At 26.8% G+C, this 19,842-nt stretch carries 15 protein-coding genes; 1 reads left to right on the top strand and 14 read right to left on the bottom strand.

What is annotated here, in order from left to right:
* Positions 1-1,602 carry a quinohemoprotein amine dehydrogenase subunit alpha gene (peaA, locus tag ASUIS_RS02915; RefSeq protein WP_118885645.1) on the bottom strand — a complete coding sequence of 534 codons (1,602 nt, stop codon included), beginning with the start codon at positions 1,600-1,602 and terminating at the stop codon, positions 1-3.
* A gap of 195 nt (positions 1,603-1,797) precedes the next feature.
* Between peaA and ASUIS_RS02910 the strand changes: the two genes are divergently transcribed.
* On the top strand, positions 1,798-2,598 hold the full coding sequence (locus tag ASUIS_RS02910; RefSeq protein WP_118885644.1) for a helix-turn-helix domain-containing protein: 801 nt from the start codon (positions 1,798-1,800) through the stop codon (positions 2,596-2,598).
* A gap of 4 nt (positions 2,599-2,602) precedes the next feature.
* Here ASUIS_RS02910 and ASUIS_RS02905 read toward each other — a convergent pair whose 3' ends face one another.
* From ASUIS_RS02905 to ASUIS_RS02845, 13 genes are all read right to left on the bottom strand, one after another.
* Positions 2,603-5,557: a MutS-related protein gene (locus tag ASUIS_RS02905; protein ID WP_118885643.1), complete on the bottom strand. Its 2,955-nt coding sequence runs from the start codon at positions 5,555-5,557 to the stop codon at positions 2,603-2,605.
* Positions 5,554-5,976, bottom strand: a complete 423-nt coding sequence (locus ASUIS_RS02900) for a heme-binding domain-containing protein (RefSeq protein ID WP_118885642.1) — start codon at positions 5,974-5,976, stop codon at positions 5,554-5,556. Before ASUIS_RS02900 ends, ASUIS_RS02905 begins: the two co-directional genes overlap by 4 nt.
* Positions 5,977-5,979: 3 nt before the next feature.
* Positions 5,980-6,309: a thioredoxin family protein gene (locus ASUIS_RS02895; RefSeq protein WP_118885641.1), complete on the bottom strand. Its 330-nt coding sequence runs from the start codon at positions 6,307-6,309 to the stop codon at positions 5,980-5,982.
* Positions 6,310-6,312: 3 nt separating this feature from the next.
* The gene (locus ASUIS_RS02890; RefSeq protein WP_118885640.1) at positions 6,313-7,866 is read right to left on the bottom strand and encodes a 2-isopropylmalate synthase; all 1,554 of its coding nucleotides are present in this window, start codon (positions 7,864-7,866) and stop codon (positions 6,313-6,315) included.
* Positions 7,867-8,142: 276 nt separating this feature from the next.
* Positions 8,143-10,725 (bottom strand): sensor histidine kinase, encoded by a 2,583-nt coding sequence (locus ASUIS_RS02885; protein ID WP_118885639.1) that lies wholly within the window; start codon positions 10,723-10,725, stop codon positions 8,143-8,145.
* A complete protein-coding gene (locus ASUIS_RS02880) occupies positions 10,725-12,542 on the bottom strand; it encodes a PAS domain S-box protein (protein ID WP_118885638.1) in 1,818 nt (605 codons plus the stop codon). The genes ASUIS_RS02885 and ASUIS_RS02880 overlap by 1 nt, the downstream gene beginning before the upstream one ends.
* A complete protein-coding gene (locus ASUIS_RS02875) occupies positions 12,539-13,627 on the bottom strand; it encodes a sensor histidine kinase (protein WP_118885637.1) in 1,089 nt (362 codons plus the stop codon). The genes ASUIS_RS02880 and ASUIS_RS02875 overlap by 4 nt, the downstream gene beginning before the upstream one ends.
* Positions 13,628-13,809: 182 nt before the next feature.
* Positions 13,810-15,867 (bottom strand): ATP-dependent zinc metalloprotease FtsH, encoded by a 2,058-nt coding sequence (ftsH, locus tag ASUIS_RS02870; protein ID WP_226799975.1) that lies wholly within the window; start codon positions 15,865-15,867, stop codon positions 13,810-13,812.
* The gene (locus ASUIS_RS02865) at positions 15,867-16,688 is read right to left on the bottom strand and encodes a 50S ribosomal protein L11 methyltransferase (protein ID WP_118885636.1); all 822 of its coding nucleotides are present in this window, start codon (positions 16,686-16,688) and stop codon (positions 15,867-15,869) included. Before ASUIS_RS02865 ends, ftsH begins: the two co-directional genes overlap by 1 nt.
* 90 nt (positions 16,689-16,778) lie before the next feature.
* Positions 16,779-17,711, bottom strand: a complete 933-nt coding sequence (locus tag ASUIS_RS02860) for a tRNA dihydrouridine synthase (protein ID WP_118885635.1) — start codon at positions 17,709-17,711, stop codon at positions 16,779-16,781.
* Positions 17,711-18,724, bottom strand: a complete 1,014-nt coding sequence (locus ASUIS_RS02855) for a hypothetical protein (protein ID WP_118885634.1) — start codon at positions 18,722-18,724, stop codon at positions 17,711-17,713. The genes ASUIS_RS02860 and ASUIS_RS02855 overlap by 1 nt, the downstream gene beginning before the upstream one ends.
* A gap of 63 nt (positions 18,725-18,787) precedes the next feature.
* The gene (locus ASUIS_RS02850; RefSeq protein ID WP_118885633.1) at positions 18,788-19,243 is read right to left on the bottom strand and encodes a 23S rRNA (pseudouridine(1915)-N(3))-methyltransferase RlmH; all 456 of its coding nucleotides are present in this window, start codon (positions 19,241-19,243) and stop codon (positions 18,788-18,790) included.
* On the bottom strand, positions 19,233-19,841 hold the full coding sequence (locus tag ASUIS_RS02845) for a thiamine phosphate synthase (RefSeq protein ID WP_118885632.1): 609 nt from the start codon (positions 19,839-19,841) through the stop codon (positions 19,233-19,235). The genes ASUIS_RS02850 and ASUIS_RS02845 overlap by 11 nt, the downstream gene beginning before the upstream one ends.
* Position 19,842: the final 1 nt, after the last annotated feature.

Raw genomic sequence — 19,842 nt, 5'->3', positions numbered from 1 at the left:
TTAATTAATTGGTGGATTCACAAATTTAGGAACTGTTACAATCATATGAGATTTTTCACTTAACTCAACATTACCATCTTTATATGTTGCAACCACACTTATATTTCCTGCATTATTTGTCATCAATTTTCTTTTTTCATTTGGTCCAGATATATTTGGTGTAAATTTCCCTGTTTTTTCATCTATTTGACCAACATAATCTAAATCTTTATCTTCAACAGCTTGTTCATCAAAGGCTTCTAAATGCCAAGTTGCAGGTATTACACCTAATTCAATATCATCAGCTGTTCCTTTTTCCCCATCTTTTCCATTTAAATATCCAATTGCTTCAAAAGTTGCATACTCTTTTAAAATTTTATCTTTACCTTCATCTCCACCAATTCTTGAAATTGCATAATCAGGAGTAACTTTTATATAATCAACTTTATCATATACAGCTAAACTATTTTTAAATGTTTTTGCTCCAATTGAAATACTTCCATCAAAAGTTTTTACATTTTTATTTGCAATAACATCCAATACAATTTCATTATCTGTATGTTTAATAGTGCTTAAAACTTTTAAAGTACTTGGTAATTTAACATTTCCAGATAAATTTGTACCAACTATTGAGATAGTCTCTTTTGTTCCAGCTTTTACAGCTTTTGGATAAACTGCTAATAAAGTTGTCTCTTTTGAGTCTTTTGCTTTTCCTACTAAAGTTGAACCATTTTCAGGATGAAGTGCTTCAAACATTCTTCCTTCAAAACTATTTGTTTTTGGATTTAAATGTAAAATTTGTCTATATTTAACACCATTTACTGTAAAAGAAGCTCTTAATTCACTTTCTCCATAAACAACAGCAATTCCTCTTGCTTTATACTCTTGCCCTGAAGCATATTTATAATCCATAAGCATTGCATAAGATTCATCTGTACTTTTTATTAGTGTTAAAACAGCTGTAAAATCACCAAGTATTGGAGTATGTCCATATGTAATCCATTTTTTAGGTAATTCATAATTTTTTACAGATTTTTTGTATTTGTCAAATTTTGCTTTATCTTTTCCAAAATTTTCTTCTAAATATGGAACTACTTCATTTTGAGCTACACCAAACCAATCTCTATCTCTTGCTTGTGCTTGAACCTCAAAAGAAGGGAATTGTGCAACATGGTAATTTACTAAACTATTCCATTCATTTGCAGTTCTTCTTTGAAGTCCAATTCTAGCTTCAGAGTGACATCTAACACACATTTCAGTTAAAAGGTCATCTTTACCTTCTTCTTGAACATTTGGTGTTTTATCTAATACATAAGAGTAAGGTTTTATTTCATCTGGTGTTAAACCTTGATAATCTGAAAGATATTTTATTACATTACTTTCCTCATCTCTTGTAATAGAAAGACCATGTTCTCTTTGCATTCTTTTAACAGTCATATACCAACCCTCAGGCGTTTTTCTTTGGTCTGATATTCTACTTAACCCTGCATCCAAATTGCCTACGTGACAGGCAGTACATTTGCTATTTATAACATCTTTACCTATTTGTGCATCTATTGCAAATAAAGGTAATGAAGATAATAAAGCTCCGATTCCAATTTTTGATAATTTTTTATAATTCAATTTCTACTCCTAAAACAGAATTTCTACACTATATTTCTCAATTCCAAGTGTCTGCCGAATTATAGATTCATATCGTATATTTGTATAGTAAAAAAACGACAAATTTGTATATATTTTATACAGTAATTTTGTATTTTTAATTTTTTTTATTAGAGATTAAATGATAAAATACAATTAAATAAAAAGGATTAAATATTGTTTAACTTCAAAACATTTGAACCACATATCAAATTACAAAAATGGATAAAATCTTATTGGATTGTTGACTATAAAAAAGTAACTCTTGATAAAATCCAAGAAAAAGTTATTATTCCTTATGATAATGTATGTTTGTTATTTACAATTAATACTTCAAACTCAAATAACCTAAGAAAAAATGGAATATATATTTGTCCACCAAGTATGAATAGACAAATTTTAAACTTTGATGACAACTTATATTACATTGATATTTCATTATATCCTGGAGTATTTTATAAACTATTTGGTATTTCTGTTTCTGAATTAGAAGACAGAATTTATGAAATAAATGAACTATCTTTAAATTTTGATTTGTCTATTCTTGAAACTTTATATAATTTAAAAGATAATATTAATAGCACCGTTACTTATTTAAATAATTACTTTTTTAAAATTTTTAACAATTTTGATGAAGACTCTTTTTTGATGAATATATATCAACTAACTAAAAATCATAATTTAGATAATTTTTACCAACAAAATAGATTATCAATAAGACAAGTACAAAGAAGAGTTAAAGAATTCACAGGAATAACACCAAAAGATATTCAAAGAATAAATAGGTTTTATAACACTTTAAGATCTATAAAAATGAATAAAGGAAGCCTTGATTACGGTAATATTGCAGTTGAAAATAACTTTTATGATCAATCTTCATTTATAAAAGAATTTAAGTTTTTTACAGGGGTAACACCAAAAATATTTTTAAATGATTCAGAAAATTTTCTTCAATATAAATGTAATATTTTTTGTTAATTCTTTACTTTTCAAGCATAGTATAATGCAACTCTAAACCCTTTGAAGTTGCAACAAATCCATTTACATTTATAGTTCCCTCATGTACCATTTTGTGGTGTTCTTTACATAAAGGAATTAGATTATATTTATGATTTGCATTTATATGTCCTATAAATCCATCTTTATTCGCCCTTGCTTGTTCTTTTATATGATGAACATCATCACAAGATTTTCCACAAATTACACAAGTTGATGCAAAAACATTGTTGTTATATTTTGATGTTTTTCGCTGAGATAATCTTTCAATTGAAGAGTAATCATTTGTTAATTTTTTTCTTATTTCATTTGCAACAGATAAAAACTCTTTATCCATGTGAAGTGATTTTGCATATTCTAAACCATACATTGATGATCCACTTCCATAAGCTAACTTTCTATCAAAAATAAGTTTATCTTCGTCATCTTTATACATAACAGATAAATGAAGTGCGATTATATTTTTTAGTTTTTGAATCTCTTCAATTTCAGGTAACTGATGTAAGTGAGTAGCAAATACAAAAATAGCTTCTAATTTTGATAGCTTTAAAATAGAGCTTGCAACTATACTTAATCCACTCATAGTTTCCGTGCTATGTGAAATTTCATCACCTAAAATAAGTGAGTTTTTACTTGCTCTATTAAATATATTTTTTAGCTCCAACATCTCAACAGCAAATGAAGATAATCCTTTTGCAATATTATCAGCTCCTGAAATTCTAGTATAAACTGCATCAAATATTGAAAATCTCATAGAACGACATGGTACATAAAAGCCAGCTTGTGCCATAATAACTGAAATTCCAATTGCTTTCATAAGTGAAGATTTACCTGAAGAGTTAATTCCATAAAGTAAAATTCCGTGCATTTTATTGTCATAAATATTTATTGGATTTGAATTTTTGATAATCACATTATCTTTATACTCTTTTGAAGCAAGTGATAATTCTCCCAAAATAATATCGTTTGGTACATAAATGCCTTGTTCTTCATTTGCTTCGATAATTGGATGTCTTAAATCAATTAATTCAATAAAGTTTTCATTGTCTTTTGTTTTTACTATTTTTGGACAAGAGTAATTGTATTTTTTTGCTGTTTTTATATTTGAAACTGTTAAATCAACTTCTGCTATAAACTGCACCAACTCTTCAAGTAAAACGGCAAATTTTTTCTCAAATTCAAGGATTTTTTCTTTAAATACAAGTTTATTTAACTCTATTATTTTTCGTAAATTATGTACATATTTATCTGAAATATCTTCTGTTAATTTACAAAATATTTTTACAGAGTTTGTTTGAACTCGAACTGCAAAATCTTTAAATAAATATAATTCATCATCAACTATCAAGTGGGAATTCATCAATTCTTCTTTGATTGAATTAAATCTATTTTTTGTTAAAGTGATAAAAAATCCCTCTTTATCAAGTCTATTGATTCCCACAAAATTTGAATCATCAGATTTTATGTAAGATAAAATATGCTTTTGTAAAATCTCTAATTTTGAATATAAAATATCATTTTGAATATTTAATTCATCAATTTGAGTATTTATTCCCTCACTAATCATATTTACTTCAACATCTTTTAGCATATATTTTCCACTTATACTTAAATCAAAAGTTGAATCAATAGATTGAATAAATAAAGCCAAATCAGCACTTGAACAAGGTGGTGTAATAAACTTATAATTTTCCATAAAAGTAACAACTTCTTTTATACTCAAAAGCGAATCATATAAGTAATTCAACTCAAAAGGATGAAGTCTATTTAGTTTTATTCTTCGAGTAAGTCTTTCAATATCATAAATATTTGCTAACTCATTTTCTATTGGAGCATGATAATCGTATAACTCTTTAGAAAGGGCAAGTCTTCGTAAAATCTCTTTACTATCTTTTACAGGATGAGTGAGTCTCTCTTTTAAAAGTCTTTTTCCCATTGCTGTTGAAGTATTATTTATTAGTTTTATTAAACTTGGATTGTGGGTTGTTTCTATTACATTTAATTGTTCAAGTGCATTATTTCCAAGATAGATATATCTGCTAACATCAAGTTTTTGTGGATGTGAAAGTTTTTGAATGATATTTGAATCATGCCCTATTACAAAATCAATTAAAACTGCAAGTGATTCAGTGCTTAATGGCACCCTTTCCATATCAAGATGCTCAATTGAAGTTAAAAGAGATTCTATGTTAAATACATTTTTAAATAGTTCGTTTTGATAAGAAATTTTTGGTCTAAAATGCCCAATATGAAAGGTTTTTAAAGATAGTTCTAAATAATCAATAACTTCTTTTTGATTTATATTTTTATCTGCAAAACTAACAATTATCTCATTTGTTTTGTGCATATTCATATAATTAAAAACTTCATCAAGTGCAAAAAACTTATCTTCGCTTGTTCCATGAACTTCGTTGTAATAACACTTTCCAGTTGTAACATCAATAGCACTATAACCAACTAAATAAATTCCTCTTATTTGGTCAATCAAAAGTGAAGTGATATTGTTTTCATCTTGGTCAAGTACAAAATCAAAATTTGTTCCAGGACTTACAACCGTGTCCAAATATCTTGTAACATTGGGTGGAATTCCCTTTTGTTTGATTAAAACAACTGTGTATTTTTGCTCAGCAATAATTCTTGCAAGATGTTTTTCAAGTGAAATTGCTGGAACTCCAGCCATTATTGGATTTTCTTTTGAGTTTTCTAAAATAGCTTTATTTTTTCTTGTTAGCTGAATATTTAAAAGTTCTGCTATTTCTTTTGCTTTTCCAATTTTTTCTTCATCATTATTTACTTCGTAAACTTCAAAAAAAGTTCCTATTTCCATAAGAACTACTGTGTTTACTCCATACTTTTTTTCAAATAATTTTTGAAGTTTAAAATAGGTAACTGTTAATAAATCTTTTTTATTGGCTAAAAGTTCTGCTACTTGCTCTCTCACTTAGGTCGAACTCCCGTCCAATCTCGTATCATACTTCTTTGCTCTTTTGTTAAATTTGCATTTTCATGTAAAAGCATATAACTGGGAAGCGGCATAGAAGCATATGCAGTTCTATAAATAGCTTTGATTTTTTCATCTTTTAATTCAGGTGAATAATTTCCCCAAGTAGAAAAATTTAAAGCTTTTTTTCCATTATTTACATGGGTTGAAATAACCCAAGAAAATGGAGCAATAGATGAATACCAAGGATAAACAACTTCGTTTGAGTGGCAATCAAAACAAGAAGTTTTTAATATATTCATTACTTCTAAAGGTGCTTTTATCTCAAGATTTTTATCAACAGCACTATTTTCTTTATTTGGACGAATAAACTGCATAACAACAAATATAATTAAAAATATTAATAAGGCTCTTTTCATTTTTTACTCACACATCAAATCATAAGGTCTTTTTATCTCTTCAATAAAAAGTGGAACACTCATATTTCTTCCATATCTTTTAAACTCTTTTTTATCAAAAAAAATCAAAGTTGCAGGAATTGAAAATATCATAAAATGAGCGGTTACTTCTTTGTCAAAATCAGTTTTTACTTCAAAAAGTTCAAATTTAGGAAAAGCTTTTTTTACTTCTTCTTCTATTTTTGGTTTTAAGACTTTACAAACAGAACAATTTTCACCTGAAAAATAGACTAATACAGGATTTCCTGTATTAATTCTATTTTGAAGTTCTTCTAATTTTTCTATTTGTTTCATTTTTTATATTTGGTGTTGGCTATTTTTAGAAAGTCTCTCTTTTTGAGAAAGATATGAATTTAAAGCTCCCAAATATGCTTTTGCAGTTGCAAGCATTGTATCAATACTCAATCCATGCCCAACAAAAGCGGGACTTGTTTCATCAAAAGATACTCTTGTCGTTACTTTTGCTAAGGCATCTTTTCCTTCTGTTACAGAAATTACTTTATAATCTTTTAATTCCCCATTGTAACCTGTTAATCGATCAATTGTTTTAAAAATTGCATCCATAGTTCCATCACCAATAGCTGCATCTTTAATTATTTCATTTTTATATTTAATTGCAACAGCAGCTGTTGGAACACCTGCTGTACAGTCAGATATTTGTAAACCAACTAACTCATAAGTTTTATCTTGATTTAATGACTCATCCGTAATTAACATTCTAATATCATCATCTGTAACATCTTTTTTCTTATCTGCTAAGTTTTTAAATCTTTCAAATGCTGCATTTAATTCTTCATCACTTACTTTATCAAATCCCATGTGAGCTATTTTATCTCTAAATGCTGCTCGACCTGAATGTTTTCCTAAAATTAAAGTAGAATCTTTAAATACTCCAACATCCTCAGGTTTCATAATTTCATAAGTTTCTTGATGTTTTAAAACACCATCTTGGTGAATTCCACTTTCATGTGAAAATGCATTTTTACCAACAATCGCTTTATTTTGTTGTGGCTCAACACCTGTAATGGTTGCTACTAATCTTGAAGTTGCGTAAATTTCAGGAGTATTAATTGTTGTATATAAATCTCCAAAAGCATCTTTTCGCGTTTTTATAGCCATAACAGCCTCTTCTAAAGCTGAATTTCCAGCTCTTTCCCCTAAACCATTGATTGTAACTTCTATTTGTCTAGCACCATTTAAAACAGCTGCTAAAGTATTTGCTGTTGCTAATCCTAAATCGTTGTGATTATGAACAGAAATAATAGCTCTATCTCCTGCATAAGCTGATAATTCTTTTACCATTGCACCTAATTCAGTCGGTAATCTATATCCAACTGTATCGGGTAAATTTATAGTTCTAGCACCTGCTCCAATTACAGCATCCATTACTTCTTTCATAAATGAAATTTCACTTCTTCCTGCATCTTCTAAAGAAAATTCAACATCATCAACAAATGTTTTTGCATATTGAACCGCATGAATTGCTCTTTTTATAACTTCGTCTTCACTCATTTTTAATTTATATTTCATGTGAATAGGAGAAGTCGCAATAAATGTATGAATTCTGTGTTTTGGCGCTTTTCCTACAGCTAATCCAGCTTGTTTAATATCATTATCAATCGCTCTTGCTAATGAGCAGATACTTGAATTTTTAACAATTTGAGCAATTCTACTAACCGCATCAAAATCTCCTGGACTTGCAGCTGCAAATCCTGCTTCTATTACATCAACGCCTAATTTTTCTAATTGTAAAGCCACTTTTATTTTTTCTTCTGTGTTCATAGAACAACCAGGACTTTGTTCTCCATCTCTTAATGTTGTATCAAATACTATAATTTTATTTTTATCCATCATATTAACCTTTTAAAATGTTATTTATTATATCTTTTTTTAAATAAAAAAAGAAAAACCGTGTTTTGAGTATGTTTATTGTAAATTGTGTAATTATAAAAATTTATAATTAGAGAGAAAAAGAAAGAAGCAGAAGAGAGTTTACACTTTTGATGAAATGGTTTTTATAAAAATCAAATATTTTCATATATCTCTCCTTGTTTTGTTTTAAGTGTTTAAGTATAATTAATAAATTTTTATTTGTCAATACTTCAAATAGAGTTTTACAAAAAAACTCTATTTTTCTTCATCTTTCATAGAAAGTTTGATTATAAAATTAGCACCTTCATTGGTATTTTCAACATAAATTTTACCATTCATATTTTTTTCTATGATAATTTTTGACATATAAAGTCCAATACCTGTTCCTTGAACTTCATCTTTTGTTGTAAAATATGGTTCAAAAATTTTATTTATAATCTCTTCTTTTATACCTAAAGCATTATCTTTTATTGAGATATACACATAATCATCTTCGATTTTTGTTTCAATTTTTACTATTGGATTTTCTATTTTATTTTCTATCAAAGCATCTTTAGCATTTGAGATGATATTTAAAACTACTTGAGAGAATTCATTTGGGAAACCTAAAATTTCAATTTTTTGTTCTTTAAAATCTTTTTCAAGTTTTATATCATGGTGTTCAAATGTTGAACTAACTAAATCTATTGCATCTAATACACTTTTATTTATATCAAAATACTCTTTTGCTTTATTTGGTCTAAAAAAGTTTCTAAAATCATCTATTGTTTTTGACATATTTTTAGTAAGCATATCAGCTTTTGATACAGTTCTATCCATAACTTCATCATTTAATTCGCCTATTTCGTATGAAAATTTAAGATTTTGGAAAACTAATCCTAGTGCATTTAAAGGTTGTCTCCATTGATGAGCAATATTTCCTATCATTTCACCCATTGCAGCTAGTCTTGTTTGTTGAATTAAAAGTTGTTCTTGTTCTTTTTGTTTTGATTGTTCTTCATCTACTTTTTTTTCTAAACGCTCATTTATCTCTTTTTCTTCTTTGATTAATTCTTCAATTTTAGAAGCCATTTCATTAAATGAATTTTCCAACTGCCCTATTTCATCTTTTGAACTAACTCTTATTCTATAATCTAGTTCATTGTTTGAAAATCTTTTTGTACCAATTAGAATTTTCTCAATTTTTCTACTTAAATATCCAGACATTAATAAAGCTACAACTATAATTAAAATTACCATAGCAAAAGTCACTATTGTTAATTCGTTTATCAAAGCTTGTATAAATTTTTCTATTTCAAATTGGTTTTCATTTACAATTTCTTCCATATTATTAGTTTGATTTTTTAATATTTCAGATACATTTTTCTTCGTTTCATTTGCAGCAGCATGGAAATCTTCTACACTAGCTCCAATAGTTACAAAACCAAAACCTCTTTTACTATTTGCATATTTACCAGTATAATAAGGAATAGCTGCAGCTGTTGTTAGTTTCCATACTCCGCTCCAATTTATAATAAATGAACCATAACCACCATTTTGAGTAACTTGCATCCAACCTTCACATTGAGGTGCAAAGTTTAAATATCTACAATCTAAACCTACATTTCCATCTTCTTTTAACTGTTTTAGATTTGGTTTTTTATTTAAACTTTGTTCTTCAAATTTTGGATAATTTTCTAAAAATTCATTGATTTCTTGATTTGAAGTATAATATTTTTCTGCAATATCAGCACTCAACCAAGGCATAACTCGTTTACCTGTATTTTTATCATAACCTACTATTGAATAATCCCTTGGATGAACTATACTTTTACCTTCATAATCCCAAATAAATGCATAATTTCCAAAAGTTGCATCTGATATATTTTGTTTTGTATTTGTTCCTGTTGGATTTGCTGTATCTGTAAATTCTCGAATATGTTTATGATCTAATGCTATTGAAATATAACCAATTTTTTGATCATTTTTAAAAACAGGTGTTACAAATCTAATAATTCCTTCAAATCTCTTTCCTAGAGGATTTTCAAGGCCTGCATAACCATATTTTTGTGGTTCAAACTCAATTCCAGCTTTTAAGGCTTTTTCTTTTGTAAAAGTTCCAATTACTTTTGTGCCAACATATTCACCAATTACATCAGAAACATAGATTTCACCTTTTTCTAATTTTGATATTTCATCAAAATAAGTTTCCGAACTAACATAAGTATTTTTTTTATTAGAAATATTTAATTTCTCTTCATTTATTGAAGATACTTTATATTTTTCATTTCCAGTTAAATCAAAAAATGTTAACTCTTTATAAATTGGTATCTCTTTTTTTGAAAAATTAATAGGATCAATGTAATTAAATTCTTTTTCATTATCAATCAAATTTGCAGTTTTTTTATCTCTTTCTTCTACTTTTAACTCTTCATTGGTTTTATAATTATTAGTTGTTTCATCATAATAATAATTTCCATGTAAAAGAACTAACCTTTTTTTAGAATCATTAAAAGATTTCAAAACATCTTGATTAATATCTATTTTTGATAAAAATAAAATATCTTTGTCTCTTTCATATAAAAAATTTGCCACTTGATTTGCAATTTCATAGGATACTTTTTCTAAAGATTCTTGAGATTTATTATCAAGATTTTTTATACTATCTTCTATTGAAGCATTTGCAGTATTTATAATTATTTCTTTACTTTGATTAAACAAAAAGTTTGTACTTTTTGTTAAATAACTATCTAATTTTAACACTCCTTCATAGGCAATATAAGCTATTAGTAGCAAAGGAAGTATTTTTATTAAAATAAAAATTATAATTAACTTAATTCTTATACTCAAATTTTTCATCAATTAATATCCTTAAAATTCTCTTTTATTTGTAAAATCTCATCTAAATTATCCATAAAAACATCTATCAAATTTGGATCAAAATGTTTTCCTTTTTCTTCATTAAATAGTTTTAAAACATCTTCTAAAGCCCAAGATTTTTTATAAACTCTTGCACTACTTAAAGCATCGAAAACATCAGCTATTGCTGTAATTCTTCCAAAAATATGAATATCTTCACCTTTTAAGCCAAGAGGATAACCTGAACCATCCCATCTTTCATGGTGTGAGTATGAAACAATAGCTGCTGATCGTAAAATTTCTCTTTTTGAAGTTCGTAAAATCTCATATCCAATTTTTGCGTGGGTTTTCATAACTTCCCACTCAGCAGAATCTAATTTTCCATTTTTATTTAAAATAGAATCAGGAATTCCAACTTTCCCAATATCATGCATAGGTGAAGCCATAAATAATTTATTCACATCTTTTGGATCAAGTCCAATTTTAATAGCAAGTAATTTTGAATACTCAGCAACTCTTTTTACATGTTGCCCAGTTTCTGAGCTTCTGCATTCACCGATTTCACCTAGTTTATAAATTATTTCTCTTTGTGCATCTTCAAGTTCATCATGTAATCTTTCAATATCTGTTATATCATGGTGAATTCCCATATATTCAATAACTTCTTCATCTTTATTTTTTAAAGGATACATCGTTACATCACAATGAAAAACTTGTCCATTTTTTTTAAAATTTGAAATTTTCCCTTTCCAAATATTTCCATTAAAAATAGAATCTATTTTTTTTATTTGTTCTTCTTGTGTTAGATTATAATGCTTTAAAAAAGAGTATGGTTTTCCTATTAAATCTTCTTTGGTATAAGCACTAATTTTATAAAATGCCTCATTTGCATAAACAATATTTTTATTTAAATCTATTCTTAAAATAATATTACTTTCATTTATTGCTTCTTTATAAGCATTTACAATTCTTATTGATTCTGTTAGATTAAAAGCACTTTTTTGAGTTTGAGTTTTAAAATACTCTTTAGTAGTTTCCAAATCAGTTATATCATTTGATAAAGAAATAAATTCAATAATATTTCCATCTAAATCTAAAATTGGTTTAATAATAATATCTACAAAATATTCATTACCTTCTTTTGAAATATTTTTTAATCTTCCTTGCCAAGATTTTTTTTCAATATTGATTTTTTTCCACATTTTTTTAAAAATATTTTTATTTATAGCTGGATGAGTGATTATACTATGAGGTTTTCCAAGAAGTTCTTCTTTTTTATAACCTGAGATTTTTTCAAAAGGTTCATTTATATAAGTTATTATTCCATTAATATCTGCTTTTGAAATAATTGATCTTTCATCAACAATATCTTTGTATTGTTTTAAAGAGTTATAAATCTCTTTATTTTCATTTTCAAGAGTTATATTTTTTGCTATATTTGCCAAAACTTCACTAAGAGCAAAAAGATTTAAAGGTTTTGTTAGATAATTTGTAACATTTAATTTTATAGCTTCAAATAAATAATCTGTATCATTAAATGCTGTAATTATTACAATGGGAATAGTTTTATTTTTTTCTTTGATTAACTTAATCATTTTAGTGCCAGTCATTACAGGCATTTGAATATCAGTTATAATTAAATCTGGTTGATATTTCTCAAAAAAATCAAAACCTTCTTGCCCATTTTTTGCAACATAGAGTTTTTTTACTTTATTTTTTAAAAAATATTCCAACTCTTCTCTTGTATTTTCATCATCTTCAACATACAAAAGTGATAATTTCTTTAAATATCTAAAAAAGTCTTTATCTTCACTCATTTACTTTCCTCTAAAATGGGTATTGTAATAATAAACTTAGCTCCTTCGCTGGCATTTTCAAATTCTAATTTTCCTTGCATATTTTCTTCAATAATAATTTTAGAAATAAACAAGCCTAAACCAGAAGCTTTTTTATGTTTTTTTGTAGTGAAATAAGGTTCAAATATACTTTCAATAATATGTTGAGGAATTCCACCTGCATTGTCCACAATATTTATATACGCAAAATCTTTATCTTTTTTAATACTTACAAATACTTTTTTAGGAGCCACATTTTTCTCAATTAAAGCCTCTTTTGCATTTTGAAGAATATTAAAAATTACTTGTGCAATTTCTGTTGGAAAACCATACAAATTGATTGATTTACTAAAATTATAATCAATTTTTATATTATGATTCATAAAATTTTCTTCAACCATTTGTAAAGATTCCATTACAATTTCATCTAAAAAAAACTCTTTCTTTACTTCATTTGGTTTTATAAAGTTCTTTAACTCTTCATTTTTAATTTGCATTTCACTGATGATTTTATCAAGTTGTTCCATTGATTTATTTACTAACTCATTTTTAAAACCAATTTGTTTATGAATTGTATTTATATTTTGTAAAATAAAATTTAAACTTGATATTGACTCTTCACATTCATTGAGCATATTTATTGAAACTTTTCCAATTCCTGCTAATTTTGATTGATGAATTAACAAAAGTTCTTTTTTTTCTTTTTCTATTGTTTCTACTGTTAATTTTTCTTGTAAAGTTTCAGCTAATTCTTTTTGTTCTTTGAATTTTTCTTGTAATGCAGTGTTTACTAACTCTAATTCAAAAGTTTTTTGGTGATTGATATTTTTCATATCATCATTGAATTTTTTGAACTCTTCTTGTGTATTTTCTAAATTTAAACTTATTGGTAAAACAATAAGTTTAGTGAGTAAAAAACTTGTAATAAATAAACTAATAAATAAAATAAGAGCTAAATAAAAAAATTCATCTTGTGAATAACCAATTGCTAATTGAGAATATAACAATAAGGCAATAAGTAAAATTAAAAAATTCAGAATAAAAATTCGTCTAAATATTTTTGACATTATAAATACCTCATTACAGACTTATGTATAGATAAAATAAAAACGAGTTTGTTCATTGTGTTCCTATATTTATGATTTTTATTCAATTATAACTAAATATATAAAAAATAATGTTTGATTGAAAAGTTTAAAGGGTGGGTAAAAAACATAAAAGTTTTTTACCCAAAAAGTAAATTGTAAATTTATTTATTTTCAGTAGTTTCATCACTGTTATTTGAAGTCTCTTCAATAACAGCCTCTTTAGGATGAGAATCAATAATTGCATCTGAATGTAAATCTTCATCAACAAAAACTTTTCCTCCATTTTGTGTAATAATTTCTCTTACTCTTTCACCTGAAAGTACTTCTATTTCTAGTAATTCAGCTGTCATTTGTTCAATAGAAATACTATTATCTCTTAATGATTGTAATACAATTTCATATCTTTCATTAAGTAGTTTTTTAACATGATCATCTAAATCTTTAGCCATTGCATCTGAAAAATCTTTTTGTGTTTGTCCACCTAAAAATTGATTAGATCTTTTTTCAAGAACCATTAATCCAGCAATATCACTCATTCCATAAATAGTAGCCATTGATTTTACAATACCAGTTGCTCGTTCTAAATCATTTCCAGCACCAGTAGAAATTTCACCAATAAACACTTCTTCAGCAGCTCGTCCTCCTAAAAGAACATCTACTTCTGCAATAAGTTCATGTTTTTGCATTAAATATTTATTTTCTTCAGGAGTATTAAGTGTATATCCAAGTGCAGCTAAACCTCTTGGAACAATAGATACTTTGTTTACTTTATTTGCACCTTTTGTAATCTCAGCAATTAACGCATGTCCTGATTCGTGATATGCTACAATTTTTCTCTCTTTTGGAGAAATTCTTTTTGATTTTTTCTCTAAACCAGCTATTTGTCGCTCAACTGCTTCTTTAAAATCACTTGGATCAACTTGATCTTTTGATGCTCGCCCTGCAAGTAATGCAGCTTCATTTATAATATTTGCTAAATCAGCACCTGCAAGTCCAGCTGTCATTTTTGCAATCTCTTTTAAATCTACATTTTTACCAAGTTTTACACCTTTGATATGTACATTTAAAATTTCAACTCTACCCTCATAATCAGGTTTATCAACTAAAACTTGTCTATCAAATCTTCCTGGTCTTAAAAGTGCTGGATCTAAAACCTCTGGTCTATTAGTTGCCGCTAATACAATAACCGGTGCATATTCAGTCGAGAAACCATCCATTTCAGCTAATAACTGATTTAAAGTTTGTTCTCTTTCATCATTTCCACCCATTGGACCACCACTAGCCCTACTTTTACCAATAGCATCTATTTCGTCAATAAAAATAATTGCAGGAGCAACTTTTTTTGCTTGTTCAAATAAATCTCTAACTCTACTAGCTCCAACTCCCACAAACATTTCAATAAATGCAGAACCTGAAACTGATAAAAATTCAACATTTGCTTCACCAGCAACTGCTTTTGCTAAAAGAGTTTTCCCTGTACCTGGAGGACCTACAAGTAAAACACCTTTTGGAATTTGAGCACCAAGTCTTACATATCTATCTGGTGATTTTAAGAAGTCAACTATTTCTTGAACTTCTTCTTTTGCCTCTTTATTTCCAGCCATATCATCAAAAGTTACATTTGGTTTTTCAGAATTAATCATTTTTTTTGAAGAACCAATTCCAAGAATTCCGCCTGAACCTCCACCCATAGATTTTTGCATTTTTTTAGCAATAAACATCCATATAGCAAAGAAAATAAAAATAGGTAAAACCCATCCAAATAAAATATCAGCTAAAATATTTTCTTCATTTATTCCACCATAAGCAATTCCATTTTTTTCTAATTCAGGAATTAAAGTTTCATCAGGAACAACTCTTCTTGCTGTAAATGTTGTAACTTGACCTGTTCCCATTTTAGAAACAGCTTTTATTTGTGTATTTCCAATACCTACATACTCGATTTTTCCAGTACTAATTAAACCTTTTAAATCTGAATATGCAACAGTTTTATTTGAAGTTTGTCCAAATGCTTGAATATTTGAATTTGTTGCATCTGCTCCCATTTGATCTTCAGGAAAAATTGCTTTAAAAGCAAATATTGTAACTATTGAAAAAATTACAAAAATCAATAATGGATTATTATTAAAAAAATTATTCCCATTTCCATTATTGTTACCGTTGTTATTACTATTATTGTTATTATTAAAATTATTATTATTTTGTTGTTTTTTAGCCATTAACTAAACTCCTTCTTATTTTTAAATACAACACTTATCCACTCATTTTTATGAATAAGTTTGATTTGTTCTAAATCATTAAATTTGCTCAAAACTCGATTAATATGTTTATCTAAAATTCCCGAGATTATCAACATACCATTTTCATTTAGACAATTTTTTAAATCACTTGCAATCATTACTAAAACATCTGCAACAATGTTTGCAATTACTACATCATATTTTTTTGTTGTTTTATTTGTTGAACCAACCCATGAATCATTAAATGTCACTCCATTTAAATCAAAGTTTGATTTTGTATCTACAACACAAACTTCGTCCGTATCGCAAATATCAACAATACAACCTTTTTTCGCAGCTGCAATTGCTAAAATTCCACTTCCAGTTCCCACATCTAAAACAGTTTGATTAGAATTTACAAATTCATCAATAGCTTCAATACAAGAAGATGTTGTTTCATGGTGTCCTGAACCAAAAGATAAAGCTGGATTAATTATAATATCAATTTTTCCATCTTTTTTTTCTTCCCAAGATGGTCTTATAAAGAAATTTCCTACTTCAACTGCTTTTACAGATTTTTGATACTCTTTTATCCAATCTATATTTTCTTTTTTTTCATAATTTATTTCACATTTTGTATTTAAAGCTTTTGTAAATTCTTCAATACCAAATATCAACTCATCTAGTTCTTCTTCACTTCTTATTATCAAAGTTTCATCTAATTCTTCAATTGCATCTGTTGTAATTGAATTTAATAAATCCAAAAAAAGGTCGTAGTTAGTATCAGGTTTTAGTGTTAATTCAAAATAGTATTTAGACAAATATTTCCTTTATTAAAAGTGTATATAATTTTCTTTATTTTATAAAGTGTAATATTTTATCCAAATAACTTTTGAATTATATTAAATAGATTAAAAGAAGTTTTCTATCATATCTCTCATCACAGAAATATCAGAGATTTTATTTATTATATCTCTAAATTCATTGGCACCAGTATACCCTTTTGAATAAGAGTGTAATAATTTTCTAAACATAATAGCCCCATGAGGACCGTGAAATTCTAGCATTGCGTCAAAGTGCTCAAGAATAATCTCTTTTTTCATTTCATTTGAAATATCTTCAATTCCATGTTTTAATTGATAAAATACCCAAGGTTTTCCAATAGCACCTCGACCTATCATTACACCATCAGCTTTTGTATATTCTAAAACTTCTTTAGCTTTATCATAATCTTTTATATCACCATTTGCAATAACTGGTATTGAAATAGCTTCTTTCATCTGTTTTATTGCATCATAATCAACAGGAGCTTTATATTTTCCAGCTCTTGTTCTTCCATGAACAGAAACGAAATCAACTCCACAAGCTTCAACAGCTTTTCCAATTTCTACTGGAATTTTATCATTTACACCAATTCTAACTTTTGCAGAGGTATATTGTTTTTTAGAATATTTTTTTACAGTTGAAAGGATCTCTTCAAGTTTTTTTAAATCACCTAAAAGATTTGAGCCACTTCCATGATTAAACACTTTTGGAGCTGGACAGCCACAGTTTAAATCAATTCCATCAATCCCTTCAACTTCATTTAAAATTAAAACCGCATCACGTACTAATTCAACACTATTTCCAGCAATTTGAACAAAATATGGGTCTTCAGTTGGAGATTTTTCTATCATTTTTAAAGTTCGTGCAGATTTATAAACCAAAGCATTTGATGAAATCATCTCTGAAATTGTCAAATCTGCTCCAAATTTTTTAACAACAGAACGAAAGGGTAAATCAGTATAACCAGCAAGTGGTGCCAACACCACAAGGGGTCGGCTAAAGTCAAGTTTTTTATTCATTATTTGTAAGATATCGCTTCTAAATTGTAGTGTTTTCCAACTTCTTTTAAATCTAAAAGAGCTTTAAATGCAGAATATTCATTGTCTTTTGTATTTGCAAGAACTTCTCTTGCTTTATCAATCATTTCATATTCAAATAATACATGTAAATACGCAGGAATAGCCTCTTCAAGTTCTAAAGATAATTTCTCAAATAGTGCAATTATTTGATCAGGTTTTAATATTGTTTCATAATTTTTTGCTAATGCTAAATAATCATTTTTATCGTAATTTAAATCTTTTACAATTTTAAGTAACTCTTCACTTGTAAAACCAAATTCATTATTTGCAACATCTTTTTCAAAAAGTTTTTTAGCCATTTCTTTATCTAATTTGATATTTTTATAAAGTTTTTTAATAGTTGTCATACTTTTTTCTTCTAATACATTTTCAAAAGATTGAATTACTACATTTGAAGAAAAACTTTCTGGTTTTTTAAGAACATCAACTGCAAAATCTATTTGTTCATTTACTTTATTTAACATATTTAAGTTTGCTAATGAAGTCGTTTCATTTACTTTAAATGTTTTATCACTTACATATTTCCCATCTTTTACATCTTGAACATTTGCAACTATTTTATTTAATTCTTCATCAAGACATGAAAATCTGTTTTCTTTAACATCAATTTTTAGTTGCGAAAGAATAGAAGAAAGATTTTTAAACTCTAGAGTTTTGAATTTAAAAATTTCATTTTTTTCAAGTAAACTTGATTTAATCATTTTAATCATCGTTTCATGGTCTTTAATTACAGCTCTATGTTTAAAGTAATTAAGCATTGCATACCACAATATATGTAAAAAAGTTGCAAGTGCAAGGAATGATATTGGAACTATTAGCCATGCCGCAACTGGTAATGTAAGTGAATAACCAAAAAATGAAACATTATACTCACCTAACTCTAAACTATACGCGTAACCAAATATGGCAACTATTAACATTATTGAGAAAATAAAATATTTCTTAAAACCCATTTTCTATCCTTTTTTATTATACGAACTCTTATTATTTTTTCATTATACAAAAATGTTTATAAATTACTTATGATATGGATGATTATTTTGAATACTTAAAGCTCTAAATATCTGCTCTGTTAAAACAACATTTGCAACTTTATGTGCCATTGTTAAATCGCTTAAAGATATTGTTGTATCACATTTTGTTAAAAAATCCCTTTGAAAACCATATGCCCCACCAATAAAAAAATTGACTTCATTTTTGTCTTCAATTAATGATGAAAAAGCATAAGTATCAACTTTTTTTCCTAAAACATCTAAAGCTATATTAAAACCCTTTAATAAAGGTTCATAAGTTTCACTATAAGATTGTTGAGCCTCTTTTTCACCAATAGTTTGCGCTTTTGCTATATTTTTATTAAAAATATAAAATACTTCCACTTTTGCATATTTTGAAGACATTTTTATAAACTCTTGAATAATTGAATCAAATTCATCTTTTGATGGTTTAATTATTGAATAAATATTAATCTTCATAAAATCCACTTCCTACAACATTAAATCTAATATTTTCTATAATATCTTCTATTTTAACTCCACCAATTGCACAAACTGGATATTTTGATATTTTTGCTAAATATGAAATTTTAGAGCCTAAAATTGTATTTACATCTTTTGTACTTGTATTTTTATAAGCACCAAGTCCAATCATGTCTAAAGCTAATTCATTAGCCTCTAAAATTTCTATTTCATTGTGGGTTGAAAGTCCTAAAAGTTTATCTTTTATTTTTAATCTAACAAGTTTTACTGCTAATTTTTTATCTTTATGAATTTTGTCTAAATCTTCTTGCCCTAAATGTAAACCATCAGCAAATTCTATCAATTCTATTTTGTCGTTTATTATTATTGGAATATTTAGTTGTGATTTTAAATATAAAAGATTTGTTTTTTGCTCTTGTAAAGATGAGATTTTATCCCTGTATTGAACTATTTTTACATCTTTTTTTTTACATAAATCAACAAATTTTTCTAATGAGATATTTTTTTTAAGTAGTGTTTCATAATCACATAAAACATACAAAAGATTAAAAGCTTTGAGTTTAAAACCCAAAGCTTTTTCAAGATTTAATAACATT

The sequence above is a fragment of the Arcobacter suis CECT 7833 genome, from assembly GCF_003544815.1.
Lineage (GTDB): Bacteria > Campylobacterota > Campylobacteria > Campylobacterales > Arcobacteraceae > Aliarcobacter > Aliarcobacter suis.
This window is presented reverse-complemented; position numbering and strand designations above follow the sequence as displayed.

Bases quoted from the DNA above. Each gene is read 5' to 3' on its own strand.
- ASUIS_RS02900 (WP_118885642.1), bottom strand. From the start codon at position 5,976: ATGAAAAGAGCCTTATTAATATTTTTAATTATATTTGTTGTTATGCAG.
- ASUIS_RS02895 (WP_118885641.1), bottom strand. From the start codon at position 6,309: ATGAAACAAATAGAAAAATTAGAAGAACTTCAAAATAGAATTAATACA.
- ASUIS_RS02890 (WP_118885640.1), bottom strand. From the start codon at position 7,866: ATGGATAAAAATAAAATTATAGTATTTGATACAACATTAAGAGATGGA.
- ASUIS_RS02885 (WP_118885639.1), bottom strand. From the start codon at position 10,725: ATGAAAAATTTGAGTATAAGAATTAAGTTAATTATAATTTTTATTTTA.
- ASUIS_RS02880 (WP_118885638.1), bottom strand. From the start codon at position 12,542: ATGAGTGAAGATAAAGACTTTTTTAGATATTTAAAGAAATTATCACTT.
- ASUIS_RS02875 (WP_118885637.1), bottom strand. From the start codon at position 13,627: ATGTCAAAAATATTTAGACGAATTTTTATTCTGAATTTTTTAATTTTA.
- ftsH (WP_226799975.1), bottom strand. From the start codon at position 15,867: ATGGCTAAAAAACAACAAAATAATAATAATTTTAATAATAACAATAAT.
- ASUIS_RS02860 (WP_118885635.1), bottom strand. From the start codon at position 17,711: ATGAATAAAAAACTTGACTTTAGCCGACCCCTTGTGGTGTTGGCACCA.
- ASUIS_RS02855 (WP_118885634.1), bottom strand. From the start codon at position 18,724: ATGGGTTTTAAGAAATATTTTATTTTCTCAATAATGTTAATAGTTGCC.
- ASUIS_RS02850 (WP_118885633.1), bottom strand. From the start codon at position 19,243: ATGAAGATTAATATTTATTCAATAATTAAACCATCAAAAGATGAATTT.
- ASUIS_RS02845 (WP_118885632.1), bottom strand. From the start codon at position 19,841: ATGTTATTAAATCTTGAAAAAGCTTTGGGTTTTAAACTCAAAGCTTTT.